The sequence below is a fragment of the Parasphingopyxis sp. genome, from assembly GCF_052168275.1.
Classification (GTDB): Bacteria; Pseudomonadota; Alphaproteobacteria; order Sphingomonadales; family Sphingomonadaceae; genus Parasphingopyxis.
In genome coordinates this window covers 1-18,331 of record NZ_JBQLZM010000058.1, presented here as the reverse complement: position 1 = coordinate 18,331, position 18,331 = coordinate 1, and the positions used below count along the sequence as shown (strand labels likewise).

Sequence of the window (18,331 nt, the reverse complement as noted above, 5' to 3'; positions counted from 1 at the left end):
AGCCGCCGAGATCCTCGCCTTGGACGAACGCAATCGCGAGCTCCTGACGGAGTTGCAGACGGGCCAGGCGCGCCGCAACGAAGCGTCGAAAATGATCGGCCAGGCCAAGGCCCAGGGCGACGGGGACACGGCCCGGGCATTGATGGCGGAAGTCGGCGAACTCAAGAAACGCCTTCCCGAGATCGAGGACCGGCAGCGCGATATCGCGATCGAAATCGACGTCCGCCTTTCGGGCCTCCCCAATCTGCCGGCCGACGACGTGCCCCCTGGCGAGGATGAAGACGACAATATCGAGCTGAAACGGGTCGGCGAACCGCCCGCATTCGATTTTCCCGCGAAGGATCATGTCGATCTCGGCCAGCCGCTCGGCCTCGATTTCGAGACCGGCGCGAAAGTCGCGGGCGCGCGCTTCACCATGGTCCGCGGCCCCGTCGCGAGACTGCACCGCGCGCTCGGCCAGTTCGGCCTCGACGTACTGACGGCCGACCATGGTTATGAGGAGGCGATGCCGCCGCTGCTCGTCCGCGAGGACAGCATGTTCGGCACCGGCCAACTGCCGAAATTCGCGGAGGATTCCTTCAAGACGACCGACGGGCGCTGGTTGATCCCGACCGCCGAGGTCAGCCTGACGAACATCGTGCGCGAGGAGATTCTCGCCGAGGAAACCCTGCCCCTGCGCTTCGTGGCGCTGACCAGCTGCTTCCGCTCCGAAGCCGGATCGGCCGGGCGCGACACGCGCGGCTATATCCGCCAGCACCAGTTCGAGAAGGTCGAAATGGTATCGATCACGACGCCCGACACGTCGGAAGCCGAGCATGAGCGGATGACGGCCTGCGCCGAAGACGTGCTCGCCCTGCTCGAACTGCCCTTCCGCCGGATGAACCTCTCGACCGGCGATCTCGGTTTCGGCGCGGCGCGCACCTACGACCTCGAAGTCTGGCTGCCCGGTCAGGACACGTACCGGGAAATCTCGAGCTGTTCGACCTGCCGCGATTTCCAGGCGCGGCGGATGAACGCGCGCTACCGTCCCGAGGGCGAGACGAAGGGCACGCGCTTCGTCCACACGCTCAACGGTTCCGGACTGGTCGTCGGCCGTATGATCGTCGCGATTCTCGAAAACTACCAGCAGGCCGACGGATCGGTCGTCGTGCCCGAGGCGTTGCGCCCCTATATGAACGGCCTCGACCGTCTGGAGCCCGCCCGCTGATGCGCATATTGCTGACCAATGACGATGGCATCAACGCGCCGGGCTTCGCCGTCCTCGAAGAGATCGCCGCGACGCTCAGCGACGATATCTGGGTCGTCGCGCCGGCGGAAGAACAGTCGGGCGCCGGCCATTCGCTGACCCTGACCGCGCCGCTGCGGCTGCGCGAGCTGGGGGAACGCCGCTATTCGGTGACCGGCACGCCGACCGACGCGGTGATGATGGGCATCAACCGGGTGATGAAGGACCATCCGCCAGACCTCCTCCTTTCCGGCGTGAACCGGGGCGCCAATCTCGCCGAGGACGTCACCTATTCGGGCACCGTCTCGGCGGCGATGGAAGGGGCGCTCGCCGGCGTGCCGTCGGTCGCGCTCAGCCAGACCTACGGCCCGGACGCCAAGGGCGACGACGTCCCCTTCTCCGCCGCGCGCGAATGGGGCGGCCGGGTCCTCGACAAGCTGCGCGACTACCGTTTCCCGCCGCGCACCCTCGTCAATATCAACTTCCCGGCCCGCGCGCCGGACGCGGTGCGCGGCATCCGCACGGTCAGCCAGGGCATGCGCGATTACGGCCGCCTCCAGATCATCGAGAACCGGGACCCACGCGGCTTTCCCTATTACTGGTTCGGACTCGGCCCGATGGTCGGCACGCCCGAACATTCGACCGATCTCGAAGCGATCGAGGACGGTTACATCGCCGTCTCGCCGCTGCATCTCGATATGACCCATCGTGAATCGCTGAACGCCCTTGGCGCTATTTTCGACTGAGCCCGCGATGCCGAATTGTTCGACACCGTCCGGGGCTACGCTCTGGAAAGCCGCGAATTTCGTGGTAAGAGCGCTGGATGCGCGCGCAAAGCCCATGGATGCTGCCCCCGGCCTTGGCGCTTTCGTTTTCGGCGCTCATGCTTAGCGCCTGCATCCCCGCTCCCTCCGGCCCGCGCACCGCATCGCGCCCGCCGGCCGCCCGTCCGGCCCCGCCGCCGCCCGCACCCGCGCCGAGCTGGCAGACCCAGACCGTTGCCGCCAACGCGGTCGAGATCGACGCGACGCGCTACACCGTGCGCGCGGGCGACACGTTGAGCGGGATCGCCCGGCGCACCGGCGCCAGCGTCGAAGCGATCGCGCGCGCCAACGACATCGCGCCGCCCTATGTCATCCGTCCGGGCCAACGGCTCGACATCCCGGCGGGCCGCTACCACGAGGTCCGGCGGGGGGAGACCGGCATCGGCATCGCCCGGAGCTACGGGGTCGACTGGTCGCAGGTGGTGACGCTGAACGACCTCGAAGAACCCTATATCCTGCGCGCCGGTCAGCGTATCCTGCTGCCGAGCCGGACAGCCGTCGCCGCGATGACGCGCGAACAGAGGGCCGCCGCCTTCGACCTCGATATCGACGATATCGTCACCGGCGGCGAACCGGCGCTGGCGGAGAATGAAGAGGCCTCGCCGCCCGTGCGAACCGCCCGACAGGTTCTGCCGGCCGATGCGGCGGTACGCTCGCCAGCCAATTTTACCGGACGCTTCGGCTGGCCGCTGACCGGCACCATCCTCGCCCCGTTCGGCAACAACGGAGCGGGACAGCGCAATAACGGCATCAACATTGCCGCGCGGCGCGGCACACCCGTCCTTGCCGCGGCCGACGGCGTCGTCCTGTATGCGGGCGACGAAATCCAGGTGCATGGGGGGCTGGTTCTGCTCAACCATGGCGATGGCTGGATCACCGCCTATGGCAATATGGAAGATCTGCAGGTCGCGCGCGGGCAGCGCGTCGAGCGCGGCCAGATGATCGCCCGCGCTGGCGCCACCGGCCAGGTCGACCAGCCGCAGCTCCACTTCGAAATCCGCCGCAACCGCCAGCCGGTCGATCCGGCGCAGCATCTGCCGGATCTGAGCTGATGGTCGGGCCGAACCGCCAACCCCCGTCCGACCGGAACGGAGAACTCCGGCGCAAGAGCGGCTTTTCGCGTTGGGGGTCGCTGTGGCTGCGCGTGGGCGCCGTCGTGGGGCTGATCGGCATCGCGGTTGCCGTTCACTGGTTCGACCGCGAAGGGCTTGTCGATTCCGTGGACGGCAATGTCAGCTTCAGCGACGTCGTCTATTTCACGATGATAAGCATCACGACCACCGGCTATGGCGACATCACGCCGGTGACCGATCGCGCGCGTATGTTCGACGCGCTGATCGTGACTCCGCTGCGGATATTCGTGATTCTGATATTTGTCGGTACGGCGTATGATTTCGTGCTGAAGCGAACTTGGGAAAGGTGGCGCATGAGCATCATCCAGAAGAATCTCCATAACCATATCGTGGTCGCGGGGTTCGGCATCAGCGGGTCGGAGGCCGTGGACGAATTGCTCGAACGCGGCATCGACCCGTCCGAGATCGTCGTGATCGATCAGGACCATGGCCGCCTCGAAGCGGCAGAAAAACGCGGCTGCAACGTGATGGAGGGTGACGCCTCGCGCGACAAGACGCTCAACCAGGTGCGCGTGGCGCGCGCGCGCTCGATGATCGTGTCCGCCGGCCGCGACGATACCTCGATCCTCGTGGTGCTGACCGCCCGCGCGCTGGCGCCCAAGCTCGCGATCAGCGTACTCGTGCGCGCTTCGGACAACGAGCAGCTCGCCCGCCAGGCCGGCGCGAGCAACGTCATCAACCCGGTCAGCTTCGCCGGGCTCCTGCTCGCCGGCTCCTGCCACGGCCCGCATATCTCGGACTATATGGCCGACCTGGCCTCGGCGACGGGCCGCGTCGCGCTGCGCGAACGCATGGCGACGCACATGGAGGAAGGCCTGCCCCTGGGCGCGATCCAGACCGGACTCGGCGTCCGCATCTATCGCAACGGCAAGCCCTATGGCTTCTGGGAAGAGGAAGCCAAGCAGATCCTCGAGGGCGACCTGATCGTCGAAATCGTCGGGAAGCCCGACGACGAATAGACCCGGCTACAGCAGCGCGTGGACCAGCCCCATCGCGGCATAGAATAGCAGCCAGTAGGCCGCGTCGATCAGGAACAGCGTCCGGCTTTTCTGCGAGAACAGATAGTTGGTGCCGATCGCCGGGACGATGAAGCCGGCGGCGACGCCGACCGCGATCAGCACGACCGTCCCGAGCGGCGCTCCGGGGAAATAGGTCAGCAGATGCGCGAGGGTCGTCGACGCGACCAGGCTGAGCAGGAAGGTCGTGCCGTAGATCAGACCCATATTGCCGGATTTGACGTCCTCTTCGGTGAGGCCCACCGCGCCCATCCATGTCCGGCCCATGACCGGGCCGTACCAGATGCCGCCGACGATAAAGCCGGCCGCTGCGGCGGCGATGATCGCCAGCCCGTTTTCCGCGTAGAATTCCATTGTCCGTTCTCCCCCTGATATTTCGGCATGATGCTATACTACCAATCCAGTTTGATCGACTCTCCGACCGGCAGGGCATCCCAGTCCTCGGCAAAGGACTGCAAATCTTCGAAAATGGCGGCGATCCGTTCGTCGCTCAACGCGGGCGCCGGCACCGCCGACGCCTCGCAGGCGGTCCGGTAGACGGCCCGAAAGGCGGCCGAGTCGAGATCGTCGCCCCACAGCGCCGCCTCGAAGCATTCGACCAGCCGCTCGGCCTGCAGCAGCTCGACGATCGCCTCGTCGGGTCGGCGCAGACGCTTGGCGCTGGCATGGCCAGCCTGCTTGGCCATGTCCTGGATCGATTCCGGATCGCGACCGCCGGCGACGGACCCCCAGAAACCTTCGGCGAAGCCGCATCCCCGCTCGACAAAATAGTGGATCGCGTCATGCGGGACCGGCCCCTTTTTCGGAAAGGTCAGCCGCGCCTCGGAGCCGTCGTCGCGCAGGACGGTCAGCCAGTCCCGGTCGGTTCCCTTGGCGATTATTATGTCCATCCGTGCCTCCATGCGGCGGACTAGTCAAAGACAATTGGGATGACAATCTCCGCCGAAATCCCTATGTCGCGCCCGATCATGGCAACGCGTCTTCCCACTCCGCCCAAGGTCGGCATGGTTTCGCTCGGCTGCCCCAAGGCGCTGGTCGACAGCGAACGCATCCTCACCAAGCTGCGTTCGGACGGCTACGGCCTGTCGCCCGATTTCGAAGGCGCGGACGTCGTGCTCGTCAACACCTGCGGCTTTCTCGACAGCGCGAAGGAGGAAAGCCTCGAGGCGATCGGCGAGGCGATCGCCGAAAACGGCCGCGTCATCGTGACCGGGTGCATGGGCAAGGAGGCGGATGTCATCCGCGAACGCTTCCCGGACGTCCTCGCCGTTTCGGGGCCCCAGCAATATGAGGAGGTCGTCGGCGCGGTGCACGAGGCGGCGCCGATGCCGCCCTCCCCCTATGTCGATCTGGTTCCCGAAACCGGCCTCAAGCTGACGCCGCGCCATTACAGCTATGTGAAGATTTCCGAGGGCTGCAACCATCGCTGCGCCTTCTGCATCATCCCCTCGATCCGCGGCGATCTGGTCAGCCGCCGGCCGGACGCGGTGCTGCGCGAGGCCGAAAAGCTGGTCGCGGCCGGGACGAAGGAATTGCTGATCATCAGCCAGGACACATCGGCCTATGGCGTCGATATCCGCCATGGCGAATGGCCGTGGAAGGATGGCCAGGTCCGCGCCCACATGACCGATCTGGCGCGCGAACTGGGCAGGCTCGGCACGCCGGACAACGAGATCTGGGTGCGGCTCCACTATGTCTACCCCTATCCGCATGTCGACCAGGTCATTCCGCTGATGGCCGAGGGGCTGGTCACGCCCTATCTCGACATTCCCTTCCAGCACGCCTCGCCGAAGATTCTCAAGGCGATGCGCCGCCCGGCCAACGAGGCGAAGGTGCTCGAACGCATCGGGAAATGGCGGGACATCTGCCCCGAGCTGACCATCCGCTCGACCTTCATCACCGGCTTTCCGGGCGAGACCGAGGAGGATTTCCGGTATCTGCTCGACTGGCTCGACGAAGCCCAGCTCGATCGGGTCGGCGCCTTCCGGTACGAGCCGGTCGAAGGCGCGCGCGCCAACGCGCTGCCCGATGCCGTGCCCGAGGAGGTCAAGGAAGAGCGCTACGACCGGCTGATGGAGAAATGCGCGACGATCTCGGCAGCCAAACTCCGGGCCAAGATCGGCACGGAACAGAAAGTCATCATCGACCTGGTGGATGAGGACGGCGGCGCGACCGGCCGCTCACAGGCCGACGCGCCCGAAATCGACGGCGAGGTCCATCTGCGCGACACCAGCGCCCTCACGCCCGGCGATATCGTCCAGGTCGAGATCGAAGACGCCGACGCACACGATCTGTTTGGCGTTCCGGTCGGCGCCTAGGAAATCCCCGCGCGTTCCCTGTCTTTCCGTCTGGACCGGCGCACGAGCCAGACGATCAGGGCGACAATCCCGACGAAGATCAACAGCGCGACGATCCCGGCCCACATGAACACCGTGCCGATATTTTCCATCACTTCGAGATCGGCCGGTGGCTCGCCCGACCCTTCGACGCTCCAGGACGTGATCACCGGATCGCCGCCCTGCTGCAAGGTCGAGAACCGCGTCGTCGTCCAGTGGCGTTCATCGGTGGTGACGAGGGTGAAATCCTTTTCGGTGCGCGCATTGTCGCCGAGCCCGTTGCTGTTCATGCTGTAGGAGGTGATCCGTGTCTCGCCCTCGCCGTCGGGAAACAGCTCGGCGGCCTCGGCGAACTGCTCGGCGCTGCTCTTCCACAGATCCGGATCGACCATCGCTTCGAGGCCCGCGCCGTTCCGGTTGCGGATATTGTCGACAAACTCCTGCGCCATCGCCCGATCCTCTTCCGAGGTCATCGTCTCGATCATGCCCTGCATCGAGCAGGCGGCAAGCAGGCCCGCGGCGAGCAGGATGATGATGTTTCTGATCATGGATATCGGCATGGCCCCTCCCCGAAACGCCGTGCAAACGGCCTTGGCGTTTGCGGCCGCTTCTGTCTAAGGCTCCCATTATGACCGAATATGCCGCCATGCTCCAGCCCGACAAGGGCCAGACCGCCCAGACCCTCCACCTCGTCCATGCCGACGGCTTCGACGACTGGTTCAAGGCCCTGCCCGACCGCGAACGCCAATCGATGAAGGCGCAGGGCTTTGGCGGGAAAGAGGGCGAAGTCGCCATCGTCACCGGCGACACTCCGGACGCATGGTCCGCGGCCATCGGCGTGACGAATCCGGACAAGCTGACGAGCTGGTGCCTGGCGACGGCGGCCGAAACGCTCCCCGCTGGCACCTATCGGCTGGCCGAGGGCGATCCGGGTCGGGCCGCGTTCGGCTGGCTCTGCGCCCAGTATCGCTTCGACCGGTACAAGCAGGAACCGGAGGCGACCGGACCGAAGATATTGCTGACCTCGAAACCGGCGGCGATCGAGGAACTGGTCGCGCTGGCCGATGCCACCGACCTCGTCCGCACCCTGGTGAACATTCCGGCCGGAGACATGGGTCCGGCCGAGCTGCAGGAAGCCGCCGAGGAGATCGCGACGCGCCATGGCGCCGAAATGTCCGTCGTTTCGGGCACCGAGCTGACCGAAGGCTACCCGATGATCGACGCTGTCGGCCGGGCGGCTTCCACCGACCGCGCGCCGCGCCTGATCGAGCTGCACTGGGGCAGCATCGAGAATCCGCGGATCGCGATCGTCGGCAAGGGCGTCTGCTTCGATTCCGGCGGCCTCGATATCAAGGGTGCGGCCGGGATGCGCTGGATGAAGAAGGATATGGGCGGCGCCGCCCACGCGCTGGCGCTCGCCGGCCTCGTCATGGAGCGCAAACTGCCCATCCGGTTGCACCTGCTGATCCCGGCCGTGGAAAACGCGATTTCCGGCAACGCATTCCGCCCCGGCGATATTCTTGCGAGCCGCAAGGGGCTCAGCGTCGAGATCGGGAACACGGATGCGGAGGGACGGCTCATCCTCGGCGACGCGCTGAGCAAGGCCTGCGAGGACCATCCCGAACTGCTGATCGATTTCGCGACTCTGACCGGCGCGGCGCGGACCGCGCTCGGTCCGGACCTTCCCGCGCTGTTCACGAACGATGAAGCGCTCGCGAGCGAAATCGCCGAGGCCGGCATGGCCGTCGACGATCCGGTATGGAGACTGCCGCTATGGGACGGCTATGACGAATGGCTGAAATCGCCGGTTGCCGATCTCAACAACAGTTCGTCCGTGGCGATGGCCGGGGCGTCGACCGCCGCCCTTTTCCTGCGCAACTTCGTCGAAAACGGCACAGTCTGGACGCATCTCGACACTTTCGCCTGGCGCAACGCCGCCAAGCCGGGACGGCCCAAAGGCGGCGAAGCGCTCGGGGTTCGGGCCCATTGGGAAGTCCTGAAAAACCGCTATCCGAAAACCTGAATATTCCGGAAAATCAATGTGTTGTGTGATCGTTTCGGCACAAGATGGGGACGGCGATGAAACCATCCCCCGCCTCGGGCGTTAACCGTATATTGAGCCGCCTGAAATGCGGCCGGTACGGAAGGAGCTTGCCATGCCGAGCGACGCGCTTGGAAAATGGATGAATGCACTGATCGGGTACGTCCACTCCGGAGAGCCCGATCTCAGCAATCGCCAGATGGCGCTGTTGCTGCTCATCTACGCCAGTCCGGGCCCGCACACCGTGCGCGGCCTTGCGGAAAAGCTGCAGGTTTCCAAGCCGGTTGTGACTCGCGCCTTGAATACCCTCTCCGCCCTCGGCTATCTGCGACGCGAACGCGATGAAAGCGACCGCCGCAACATCTTCATCGCGCAGACATCAACTGGGGCGCGTTTTCTTGAACGGTTCGAAAAACTCATCGGCCAAGACCGGCCAGCCGGCAGCAACGGCAGCACACGACGTTTCGAAAGCGCCAGCGCGGCCTAGTTTCGCGCTGCGATCGACGACCGTCGATCTCGATCCGCGCATCCACGCCTATCGCGACGATATCGCCGATATCGCCCTCGCCGACCGGATCGCGCTGCCGCACTATGTCGCACCGGTGGCGCGGCGCATCGGGCTTTCGGTCGTCAACCTCTACGCCGACCCCTCGGAAACCAGCGAACTCGGATCGCAACTGCTGTACGGCGAAGGCTTCGCCCTTCTCGATACGATCGACGGCTGGGCCTGGGGCTATGGCCTGCACGACCATTTCGTCGGCTTCCTGCGCACGGACGCGTTGGTTGCGGCCGGCGAGGCGACGCATATCGTCTCGGCCGTTTCCACATCCCTAGCCGCCGGACGGGCCGACGGGGCATCGGCCACACTGTTCCTGGGCGCCCGGATCGCCGGCACGGCCGACGGCGACCGGCTGGTGACCGAAAACGGTTCCGTTCCGCTCGCCGATGTGCGGATGATAGACGATCATGCCGGCGATCCGGTCGCGGTCGCGGAGATGCTGATCGACGCACCCTATCTGCTCGGCGGACGCAGCGCCAAGGGCATCGACTGCTCGGGGCTCGTGCAACTTTCGTTCGGGATGGCCGGCCACCGGCTCGAGCGCGACAGCGACCTCCAACAGGCCTCGGCCGGCGAACCGCTTGCCGACGAAGCCGAACTCCGCCGCGGCGACCTCATCTTCTTCCCCGAGCATGTGGGGCTGATGGTCGATGGGGAAACGCTGATCCATGCCAGCGGTCACAATGGCAAAACCTGCACCGAACCATTGGCCGAGGTGATCGCGCGGATTGCCGAAAAGCACGACGCGCCGGTGCTCGCCCGCCGCAGGATCGCCGGATGACAACCTCCGTTTTCATCGATGGCGGCCACGGAACGACGGGGCTGGAGATTCGCGACCGGATCGCCGACCGGCCGGAAATCGCGTCGATCGTGCTCGACGACAACCGGCGCAAGGATGCCGATGCGCGCGTCGACGCGCTGCGCAGCGCGGATATCGCCATCCTGTGCCTGCCCGACGAGGCGGCGCGGGAGGCGGTGGCGATGCTCGATGGCGCCGACACGCGGATCATCGACGCCTCGACCGCCCACCGCACGGCGCCGGACTGGACCTATGGCTTTCCCGAATGGGAACCGGGCCATCGCGACGCGATCGCGAAGAGCGGGCATGTCGCCAATCCGGGCTGCTATGCCCAGACGTTCATCGCGCTGACCCATCCGCTGGTGATCGCCGGTATCCTGCCGCCCGACGCCGCGATCAGCGTCAACGCGACGTCCGGCTATTCGGGCGGCGGCCGCGCGATGATCGAGGAGTTCGAAAGCGGGGCCGCCGATACGGCCTTTCGCAACTATGCCCTGCCCCTCCGGCACAAGCATCTCCCGGAGATGCAGGCGCATAGCGGCCTCGACAGTCCGCCGTTATTCTCGCCGTCCGTCGCCAATCTCCATCGCGGCATGCTCGTCGAGATTCCCCTGCATCTCGCGCAGCTGCGCCACGGAACGGCGCCCGAAGACATCCGCGCGGCCCTGCAGAACCATTATGCCGACAGCGCCCTCATAACCGTCCTCGACGAGGCCGAAACCGGCGCGCTCGATTTCGTCCGGATCGAACGGTGCGCCGGGACCGACCGGATGGACATCATGGTCTTCGCCAATCCCGATGCCGGCCAGATCCGTTTGTGCGCCATACTCGACAATCTCGGAAAAGGCGCGGCGGGCGCCGCCGTCCAGAATCTCAACCTGATGGCCGGATTCGAGGAATATTCCGGTTTGCGGTTTTAATCACCAGAGTTATCCCCAGTTTATTCACATTTTTGGCCGAATCGGCTAAGGCCCGCGCATAACATAATTGATGGGGATCGCCGTGAACAAGGTTTTGAGCAGAAAGCCGCCCGGATCGTTCTGGGCGATATCGATCGTCATACTCGTGTGGAATGCGATCGGCGTGTTTCAATATGTAATGCTGACCACGGCATCGGCCGAACAGCTCGCCACCAGCCTGTCCGCCGCCGAGCTTGCCATTTTCCAGTCGACGCCGGGATGGGTTACTGGCGCCTTCGCGATCGCAGTGTTCGGAGGACTGGGCGGCGCGATCGGCCTTCTCGCGCGCAAATCATGGGCCCGCACGCTGTTTATCGTGTCGCTGATCGCGGTCCTGGCTCAGCACTTCTGGACATTCTTCCTGAGCGGCTATCTCGATATCATGCCCATATCCGCCGCAATCTTTCCGATCATCGTCGTGATCGTCGGCATGTTCCAGATTTGGTATGCGCGGAACGGGATCCGGCGCGGCTGGCTGCGCTAGGCGCTAATCCATCTCGCCGCGCTGCCTGCGCAGTTCGTACCAGCGTTCGACATTCTCGCGATGCTCGCTGTAGGTTTCGGCGAAGACATGCCCGCCGCTGCCGTCGGCGACGAAGAATAGCGCGTCGGTTTCGGCCGGATTGAGCACCGCTTCGATAGCCTCGCGCCCGACATTGGCGATCGGGCCGCGCGGCAGGCCGGCCATCGCGTAGGTATTGTAGTCATTGCGCGCGTCGATCTCCGAACGGCGGATGCGGCGGCCCAGCGCCCGCCCTTGCGTGATCGGATAGATGATCGTCGGATCGGCCTGGAGCCGCATCCCGATCCGCAGCCGGTTCGAATAGACGCCGGCGATCAGCGGACGTTCCGAGGGCTCCGCCGTTTCCTTCTCGACGATCGAGGCGAGGATGATCGCCTCTTCGGGCGTCGAAACGGCAATGTCGTTGCTCCGCGCCGCCCAGAGCGCGGCCAGTTCCTCGTCGAGCGCGAGCTGCATGCGCGCCAGCACGTCGGCCCGGCTTTCGCCGCGCTCATAGGCATAGCTGTCGGCCAGGACCGATCCTTCCTCGGGAACGGGTATCTCGCCGGTCAGAAACTCGGTCGCCATCAACCGCTCATGGACGAGCACCGCGGGCATGCCTTCGGGGATCGTGACGAACCGCTGGATCGGCGGCTCCTCCTGCAGGATGCGCAAGGCTTCGGACTGGCTGACGCGGGCCGGCATTTCATACTCGCCCGTCCGGATCGGCGCCGCGCTGCCCAGGAACCGCGCGAACAGCAGGAACCGGCTTTGCGAGCGGATCACGCCGGCCTCTTCCAGCGTCCGCGCGGCGTCGGTCAGCGTCGCGCCGTCCTCGATCGTCACGGCGACCGGTTCTTCGAGCGGCCCTTCGCCGCCCCAGGCACGCAGCGCGACAACCACACCGGCGATCAGCAACCCCGCAACAATGAGCCCCAGACAACCGAGCTTACGCATTACACTGTTTCCCTAGACGGCTCGCATCACGAGGCTGGCATTGGTTCCGCCGAAGCCGAAACTGTTGTTGAGCACGGCCTTCACTTCGCGCTCCTTCGCTTCGAGCGGGACCAGGTCCATTCCCTCCGTGCCATCCTCGGGATTGTCGAGGTTCAGGGTGGGCGGGACGATCTGGTCGCGGATGGCGAGAATGCAGAAGATGGACTCCACCGCCCCGGCGCCGCCGAGCAGATGGCCGATCGCCGATTTGGTCGAGCTCATCGACAGCGAATGGGCGGCATCGCCGAACAGCCGCTTCACCGCATCGAGCTCGATGAGATCGGCCATGGTCGAGGTGCCGTGGGCGTTGATATAGTCGATATCGCCCGGCTCCATGCCGGCCTTGCGCAGCGCCATCTCCATCGAGCGATAGGCGCCGAGACCTTCGGGATGCGGTGCGGTGACGTGATAGGCATCGCCCGACAGGCCGTAGCCGACGACTTCGGCATAGATGGTCGCGTCGCGCGCCTTGGCCCGCTCATATTCCTCGAGCACCACGACACCCGCGCCTTCACCCATCACGAAGCCGCTGCGATCGCGATCATAGGGGCGACTGGCCTTTTCGGGCTCGTCGTTGCGGTCGGTGCACAGCGCCTTGGCCTGCGCGAAGCCCGCGATGCCGATCGGACAGATCGCGCATTCCGAACCGCCGGCGAGCATCACATCGGCATCGTCCGCGGCTATCATCCGCGCCGCATCGCCGATCGAATGAGCGCCGGTCGAGCAGGCGGTGACGACGGCGTGGTTTGGGCCCATCAGCCCGTATTTGATGCTGACCTGGCCGGAAATAAGGTTGATCAGACGACCATGGACGAAGTGCGGGCTGACCCGTCCCGGCCCCCGCTCGGCGAGCAACAAGGATTCGCTTTCGATGCCCGGAAGTCCGCCGATTCCCGATCCGATCGAACAACCGGCACGCAACCGATCCTCTTCGCTCATATCGGTGAGCCCGGCATCCTCGATTGCCTGACCCGCGGCGTCGATACCGTAGATGATGAAGGGATCGACCTGGCGCTGGACCTTGTGGTCGACACGCAGGCCCGGATCGAAACCGTCCGGATGATCTGCCGGCTTCACTTCGCAGGCGATCGTGCATTTCTGGTCGGACGCGTCGAATCGCGTGATCTGACCCGCGCCGGACTTTGCGGCGGTCAGGTTCTTCCAGCTGGTCTCCACATCGCCGCCGAGCGGCGTGACCAATCCCAGTCCGGTGACAACTACACGGCGCATCTCAGTGCCTCCCTCGTTCAAGGTCCGGTGGACGGACCCGATAACAGCAAAACGGCCCCCCGGGTATCGGACCGGGGAGCCGTTCTAATCCATCTGGCTCGGTCCTCCGACCGGGCTCCCGTATCGCAACCGCGATCAGGCGTTCTGTTTTTCGATATAGGTGATCGCATCCTTGACGGTCGCGATATCCTCGGCGGCATCGTCGGGAATTTCGACGCCGAATTCCTCTTCGAACGCCATCACCAGCTCGACGATATCGAGGCTGTCCGCGCCCAGGTCGTCGATGAAGGCCGCGTCTTCGGTGACCTTGTCGGCCTCGACGCCGAGATGCTCGGTGACGATCTTTTTCACCCGATCGGCAGTATCGCTCATGGAATGTCCTTTACTATTATGTTTCCTGTTTTTCCTAAAGGGCAGCGCTTTCTGGCGCAAGCCTGTTCATCTCGTGGCAAACTATATCATCGCCATTCCGCCGTTCACATGCAAGGTTTCGCCCGTAATATAGGCGGCCTCGTCCGATGCGAGATAGGCGACGGCGGCGGCGATATCCTCGCCCTCGCCCAGCTTTCCGGCCGGGATCCGCGTCATCAGCGCCTCTTTCTGCGCCTCTGGCAGTTCGTCGGTCATTGCCGAGCGAATGAAGCCCGGGGCGACGCAATTCACCGTGATCCCGCGGCTCGCCACTTCCTGCGCGAGCGCCTTGGACATGCCGACGAGCCCGGCCTTGGAGGCGGCGTAATTGGCCTGTCCGGGGTTGCCGGTGGCGCCGACGACCGAGGTGATCGAGATGATCCGCCCGCCCCTGGCCTTCATCATCGGGCGCAGCGCGGCCCGCGCCAGCCGGAACGCGGCTTCGAGATTGATGCGGATGACGTCACTCCATTCCTCGTCCTTCATCCGCATCGCGAGATTGTCGCGCGTCACGCCGGCATTGTTGACGAGGATATCGAGCTGGCCGAGCGCCTCGATCGCCGACGGAATCAGCGCATCGACGGCTTCCGGGTCGGACAGGTTGCACGGCAGGATCACCGGATCGCCGCCGATTTCGGCCGCCACCGCCTCGAGCGCCTCTTCGCGCGTCCCGGATAACGCCACCCGCGCGCCCTGCGCCGCCAGCGCCTTGGCGATCGCCGAACCGATGCCTCCCGAAGCGCCGGTCACCAGCGCGGTTTTGCCAGAAAGATCGAACATGTTACCTCTCGAAATAGTCCGTTGGTGCTGAGCCTGTCGAAGCACGTCTATCGTCGGAGAAACGCCCTTCGACAAGCTCAGGGCTAACGGGTTGCTACAAAGCCTTCGCCAGCGCCTCGATATCGTCCATAGAGACAACGCTCTTCTGGTCGGCGTCCAGGGCAATCCGTTTGACCATCGGCGCGACGACCTTGCCGCCGAACTCGATGAATTCGCTCACCCCCTCTTCGGCCATCGCCGCGATGCTTTCGCGCCAGCGGACCATGGCCGTCACCTGCTCGACGAGCAGGCCGCGGATCGCCTCATGCTCGCCGACCGCCGAAGCCGTGACATTGGCATAGAGCATCGCGGAAAGTGGATGGATTTCGACATCGCTGAGCGCCTCTTCCATTGCATCGGCCGCGGGTTTCATCAGCGGGCAGTGAAAGGGCGCCGAAACGGCGAGCGGCATCGCCCGGCGCGCGCCTTTTTCCTTCGCCATTTCGCAGGCCCGGTCGACCGCGCCCTTGTGCCCCGAAATCACGATCTGGCCCGGCGCATTGTCGTTCGCGATCACGCAGACTTCGCCCTGGGCGGCCGCTTCGGCCACTTCCTGCGCAGGGTCGAAGTCGAGGCCGAGAAACACCGCCATCGCGCCCTCGCCGACCGGCACGGCCGCCTGCATGGCTTGGCCGCGGCGCTTGAGCAGCCGCACCGTCGTCGCGAGATCGAAACCGCCGGCCGCGCAAAGCGCCGTATATTCGCCCAAACTGTGCCCGGCGACGAAATCGGCCGTGTCGGCGAGCGTGATGCCGCCCTCCTTCTCCAGCACCCGCAGCGTCGCGATCGCGTTCGCCATGATCGCGGGCTGGGCATTCTCGGTCAGCGTCAGCTCGTCCTCCGGCCCTTCGCGCATCAGCTGGGAGAGATTTTGCCCCAGCGCCTCGTCGACCTCCTCGAACGTCTCGCGCGCCACCGCGCTGGCCTCGGCAAGCGCCGAGCCCATGCCGACGGCCTGGCTGCCCTGCCCCGGAAAGATGAATGCCCGCATGATAGACCCCTGTCCTTTGCGTTCCGACTAGGCAGCGCCGCATCGCGATGCAAGCGTTGAAGGCCCGTCCGGTTGCCGCTAGCGTCAACCCATGTCCGACCCCGCCTTCGAAACCCAGCTCGCCGCCTTTTGCGCGCGCCTGCTCGGAGAGGATGCCGAGATCGCCGGCCTCCGGCGGCTGACGGGCGGCGCGAACATGGAAAGCTGGGGCTTCGATTATGGCGGGCGGGAACTCGTGCTGCGCCGCGCGCCGGGCAGCGGCGAGCGCAGCGACGAGCTGGCGCGCATTTCGATGGAGAGCGAAGCGCAGCTGATCGCGCTCGCCTGCGACCGCGATATCGCCGCGCCGCCGATGCTCGGCATCCTCGAACCGGACGACGGGATGGGCCAGGGCTATCTGATGGCGCGGATCGCGGGCGAAACCTTGCCGCACAAGATTCTCGGCCGTCCCGAATTCGCGAACGCGGAAAAAATGCTTGCCGGCCAGTGCGCGGCCGAGCTGGCGAAAATCCATGCCGTTCCGCTCGACAGGCTGCCCGCGGACATCCCGCGCGACGAAACGGCGGCCGTGCTCGCCGAGCTCGGCCAGCGCTACCGGAATTCCGGCGCGACGATTCCGGTGTTTGACCACGCCCTGCGCTGGCTGGAGGACCATCTTCCGGCGCCAGGAGAACCCCGGCTTCTCCACGGCGATTTCCGCATGGGCAACCTGATGATCGACGGGAACGGCATCGCGGCGATTCTCGACTGGGAGCTCGCCCATATCGGCGATCCGGCCCAGGATCTCGCTTATATCTGCACGCCGAGCTGGCGGTTCACACGACATGACAGACCGGTTGGGGGTTTCGCCGAGATCGAGCCCTTTCTCGCGGCCTATGCCGAAGCCGGCGGCGCGCCGGTCGATCGCGCGCGCTTCGATTTCTGGCTCGTCTACTCGATGCTCTGGTGGGGCGTCTGCTGTCTCGGCATGACCGAGATCTGGCGATCGGGCCGCGACCGCAGCCTCGAACGCGTCGTCATCGGGCGGCGGGTGAGCGAGGTCGAGGTCGATCTGTTGCTGCTGTTCGATCCGATGCTCGGCGAAAGCGCATCCCGGACGCTCGAATGGCGGCCGCCCGCGCCGCTCGCGCATGACGGCGAAACCCATGCCGGCGAACTGCTCGAGGCACTGATCGGCTGGAACAGCGACGAGGTGATCCCGAACGCCGGGGGCCGCGGTCTTTTCCAGGCCCGCGTCGCCAAGAACGCGATGGGCATGCTGCAACGCGAATCGGAATTCGGACCGGTATTCGCCGCGCGGCGGCAGGAGCGGCTCGACGGCCTTGGCCTCACGGTCGACGGACTGCGCCAGGGCCTCGCCGACGGCAGCCTCTCCCTCGCCGACCCGGCCCTGCTCGCCCATCTGCGCCTGACCGCGCTCGAACGGCTGTCGATCGACCAGCCCAAATATCCCGGCCTCGCCGCCGCCCTCGAACAATGGAGCCGCTCATGAGTTTCGAAATTCCGCAGGAGATCGAGGAGTATCTCGCCGAACTCGACGCCTTTATCGAGGCCGAAATCAAGCCGCTCGAACGGCAGGACGACAATATCCGCTTTTTCGACCATCGCCGCGAACATGCCAGAACCGATTGGGACAATAACGGCCTGCCGCGCAGGGAATGGGAGGAACTGCTCGGGGAGATGCGGCGTCGTGCCGATGCCGCCGGCCATTACCGCTTCGCATTGCCAGAGGAGTTCGGCGGCAAGAACGGCTCCAACCTCGCCATGGCCCGGATCCGCGAGCATCTGGCCGCCAAAGGGCTCGGCCTGCACAACGACCTGCAGAACGAGAGCTCGATCGTCGGCAATCTCGTCCAGCCGCTGATGGTCCGCGATTTCGGGACCGCGGAACAGAAGCGCGATTTCATTCCGGCGATGCTCGAAGGCAAGATGCGCTGGACCTTCGGCCTGACCGAGGAAGCGCACGGCTCGGACGCCACCCATATGGAGACGCGCGGCGTGCCCGAGACGCGCGATGGCGTGGATGGCTGGCTGATCAACGGCGAGAAGATGTGGACGACCGGCAGCCATGTCGCGACCCATTGCATGGTGTTCGCGCGGACGAGCGGCGACGACGGTGCGGCGAAGGGCATCACCTGTTTCATCGTGCCCGCCGACGCGCCGGGCTTCGAGGTCGGCGAATATCTGTGGACATTCAACATGCCGACCGATCATCCCAAGGTCTCGCTGACCGATGTCTGGGTGCCGGGCGACGCGATCCTCGGCGATCCCGAATGGGGCCTCGCCTGCGCACAGCATTTCGTGCACGAAAACCGCATCCGCCAGGCCGCCTCCTCGCTCGGCGCGGCGCAATATTGCATCGACGAATCGGTGGAATATGCGGGAGAGCGCAAGCCCTTCGGCAAGCCGCTGTCCACCAACCAGGCGATCCAGTTTCCGCTGGTCGAGCTGCAGACCGACACCGAGATGCTCCGGCTGCTGATCTACAAG

20 protein-coding genes are annotated in these 18,331 nt (G+C 65.4%); 12 read left to right on the top strand and 8 right to left on the bottom strand.

Features of this window, described 5'->3' with window-relative positions; all coding sequences use genetic code 11:
- From serS to ACTS1X_RS05120, 4 genes are all read left to right on the top strand, one after another.
- Positions 1-1,207 (top strand): serine--tRNA ligase (gene serS / locus ACTS1X_RS05135; protein ID WP_442613307.1); only part of this gene is annotated, 1,207 nt, incomplete at its 5' end.
- Positions 1,207-1,971, top strand: a complete 765-nt coding sequence (gene surE, locus ACTS1X_RS05130; protein ID WP_442613306.1) for a 5'/3'-nucleotidase SurE — start codon at positions 1,207-1,209, stop codon at positions 1,969-1,971. The genes serS and surE, both read left to right, overlap by 1 nt.
- A gap of 77 nt (positions 1,972-2,048) precedes the next feature.
- On the top strand, positions 2,049-3,101 hold the full coding sequence (locus ACTS1X_RS05125; protein ID WP_442613305.1) for a peptidoglycan DD-metalloendopeptidase family protein: 1,053 nt from the start codon (positions 2,049-2,051) through the stop codon (positions 3,099-3,101).
- Positions 3,101-4,141, top strand: coding sequence for a potassium channel family protein (locus ACTS1X_RS05120; RefSeq protein ID WP_442613304.1), 1,041 nt, complete (start codon positions 3,101-3,103; stop codon positions 4,139-4,141). The genes ACTS1X_RS05125 and ACTS1X_RS05120 overlap by 1 nt, the downstream gene beginning before the upstream one ends.
- A 6-nt stretch (positions 4,142-4,147) precedes the next feature.
- Here the strand turns inward: ACTS1X_RS05120 and ACTS1X_RS05115 are convergent, their stop codons facing one another.
- On the bottom strand, positions 4,148-4,552 hold the full coding sequence (locus tag ACTS1X_RS05115) for a DUF1761 domain-containing protein (RefSeq protein ID WP_442613303.1): 405 nt from the start codon (positions 4,550-4,552) through the stop codon (positions 4,148-4,150).
- Positions 4,553-4,590: 38 nt separating this feature from the next.
- Positions 4,591-5,088, bottom strand: coding sequence for a hypothetical protein (locus ACTS1X_RS05110; protein WP_442613302.1), 498 nt, complete (start codon positions 5,086-5,088; stop codon positions 4,591-4,593).
- Positions 5,089-5,166: 78 nt separating this feature from the next.
- On the opposite strand from ACTS1X_RS05110, the gene rimO reads away from it, so the two are divergent.
- Positions 5,167-6,516 (top strand): 30S ribosomal protein S12 methylthiotransferase RimO, encoded by a 1,350-nt coding sequence (gene rimO, locus ACTS1X_RS05105; protein ID WP_442613301.1) that lies wholly within the window; start codon positions 5,167-5,169, stop codon positions 6,514-6,516.
- On the opposite strand, the gene ACTS1X_RS05100 is transcribed toward rimO, so the two are convergent.
- The gene (locus ACTS1X_RS05100) at positions 6,513-7,082 is read right to left on the bottom strand and encodes a hypothetical protein (protein WP_442613300.1); all 570 of its coding nucleotides are present in this window, start codon (positions 7,080-7,082) and stop codon (positions 6,513-6,515) included. The two genes, rimO and ACTS1X_RS05100, sit on opposite strands and share 4 nt — an antisense overlap.
- 80 nt (positions 7,083-7,162) lie before the next feature.
- Here ACTS1X_RS05100 and ACTS1X_RS05095 point away from each other — a divergent pair, with 80 nt between their 5' ends.
- The 5 genes from ACTS1X_RS05095 (at position 7,163) to ACTS1X_RS05075 (ending at position 11,376) form a co-directional block, all read left to right on the top strand.
- Positions 7,163-8,557, top strand: coding sequence for a leucyl aminopeptidase family protein (locus tag ACTS1X_RS05095; RefSeq protein ID WP_442613299.1), 1,395 nt, complete (start codon positions 7,163-7,165; stop codon positions 8,555-8,557).
- Between the two features lie 133 nt (positions 8,558-8,690).
- Positions 8,691-9,062 (top strand): MarR family transcriptional regulator, encoded by a 372-nt coding sequence (locus ACTS1X_RS05090; protein WP_442613298.1) that lies wholly within the window; start codon positions 8,691-8,693, stop codon positions 9,060-9,062.
- Positions 8,974-9,915 (top strand): C40 family peptidase, encoded by a 942-nt coding sequence (locus ACTS1X_RS05085; RefSeq protein ID WP_442613297.1) that lies wholly within the window; start codon positions 8,974-8,976, stop codon positions 9,913-9,915. The genes ACTS1X_RS05090 and ACTS1X_RS05085 overlap by 89 nt, the downstream gene beginning before the upstream one ends.
- Positions 9,912-10,853: an N-acetyl-gamma-glutamyl-phosphate reductase gene (argC, locus tag ACTS1X_RS05080; RefSeq protein WP_442613296.1), complete on the top strand. Its 942-nt coding sequence runs from the start codon at positions 9,912-9,914 to the stop codon at positions 10,851-10,853. The genes ACTS1X_RS05085 and argC overlap by 4 nt, the downstream gene beginning before the upstream one ends.
- A gap of 82 nt (positions 10,854-10,935) precedes the next feature.
- The gene (locus ACTS1X_RS05075; protein WP_442613295.1) at positions 10,936-11,376 is read left to right on the top strand and encodes a hypothetical protein; all 441 of its coding nucleotides are present in this window, start codon (positions 10,936-10,938) and stop codon (positions 11,374-11,376) included.
- A 3-nt stretch (positions 11,377-11,379) separates the two neighbouring features.
- On the opposite strand, the gene mltG is transcribed toward ACTS1X_RS05075, so the two are convergent.
- The 5 genes from mltG to fabD all read right to left on the bottom strand — a co-directional run bounded on the left by mltG (position 11,380) and on the right by fabD (position 15,841).
- On the bottom strand, positions 11,380-12,351 hold the full coding sequence (gene mltG / locus ACTS1X_RS05070; RefSeq protein ID WP_442613294.1) for an endolytic transglycosylase MltG: 972 nt from the start codon (positions 12,349-12,351) through the stop codon (positions 11,380-11,382).
- Between the two features lie 12 nt (positions 12,352-12,363).
- Positions 12,364-13,620, bottom strand: coding sequence for a beta-ketoacyl-ACP synthase II (gene fabF, locus ACTS1X_RS05065; RefSeq protein ID WP_442613293.1), 1,257 nt, complete (start codon positions 13,618-13,620; stop codon positions 12,364-12,366).
- A gap of 135 nt (positions 13,621-13,755) precedes the next feature.
- On the bottom strand, positions 13,756-13,992 hold the full coding sequence (locus tag ACTS1X_RS05060) for an acyl carrier protein (RefSeq protein WP_176868084.1): 237 nt from the start codon (positions 13,990-13,992) through the stop codon (positions 13,756-13,758).
- Positions 13,993-14,073: 81 nt separating this feature from the next.
- A complete protein-coding gene (fabG, locus tag ACTS1X_RS05055) occupies positions 14,074-14,811 on the bottom strand; it encodes a 3-oxoacyl-ACP reductase FabG (RefSeq protein ID WP_442613292.1) in 738 nt (245 codons plus the stop codon).
- A gap of 94 nt (positions 14,812-14,905) precedes the next feature.
- Positions 14,906-15,841, bottom strand: coding sequence for an ACP S-malonyltransferase (fabD, locus tag ACTS1X_RS05050; protein ID WP_442613291.1), 936 nt, complete (start codon positions 15,839-15,841; stop codon positions 14,906-14,908).
- Positions 15,842-15,932: 91 nt separating this feature from the next.
- On the opposite strand from fabD, the gene ACTS1X_RS05045 reads away from it, so the two are divergent.
- A complete protein-coding gene (locus ACTS1X_RS05045) occupies positions 15,933-17,333 on the top strand; it encodes a phosphotransferase family protein (RefSeq protein ID WP_442613290.1) in 1,401 nt (466 codons plus the stop codon).
- On the top strand, positions 17,330-18,331 hold a 1,002-nt coding region (locus ACTS1X_RS05040), incomplete at its 3' end, for an acyl-CoA dehydrogenase family protein (protein WP_442613289.1). The genes ACTS1X_RS05045 and ACTS1X_RS05040, both read left to right, overlap by 4 nt.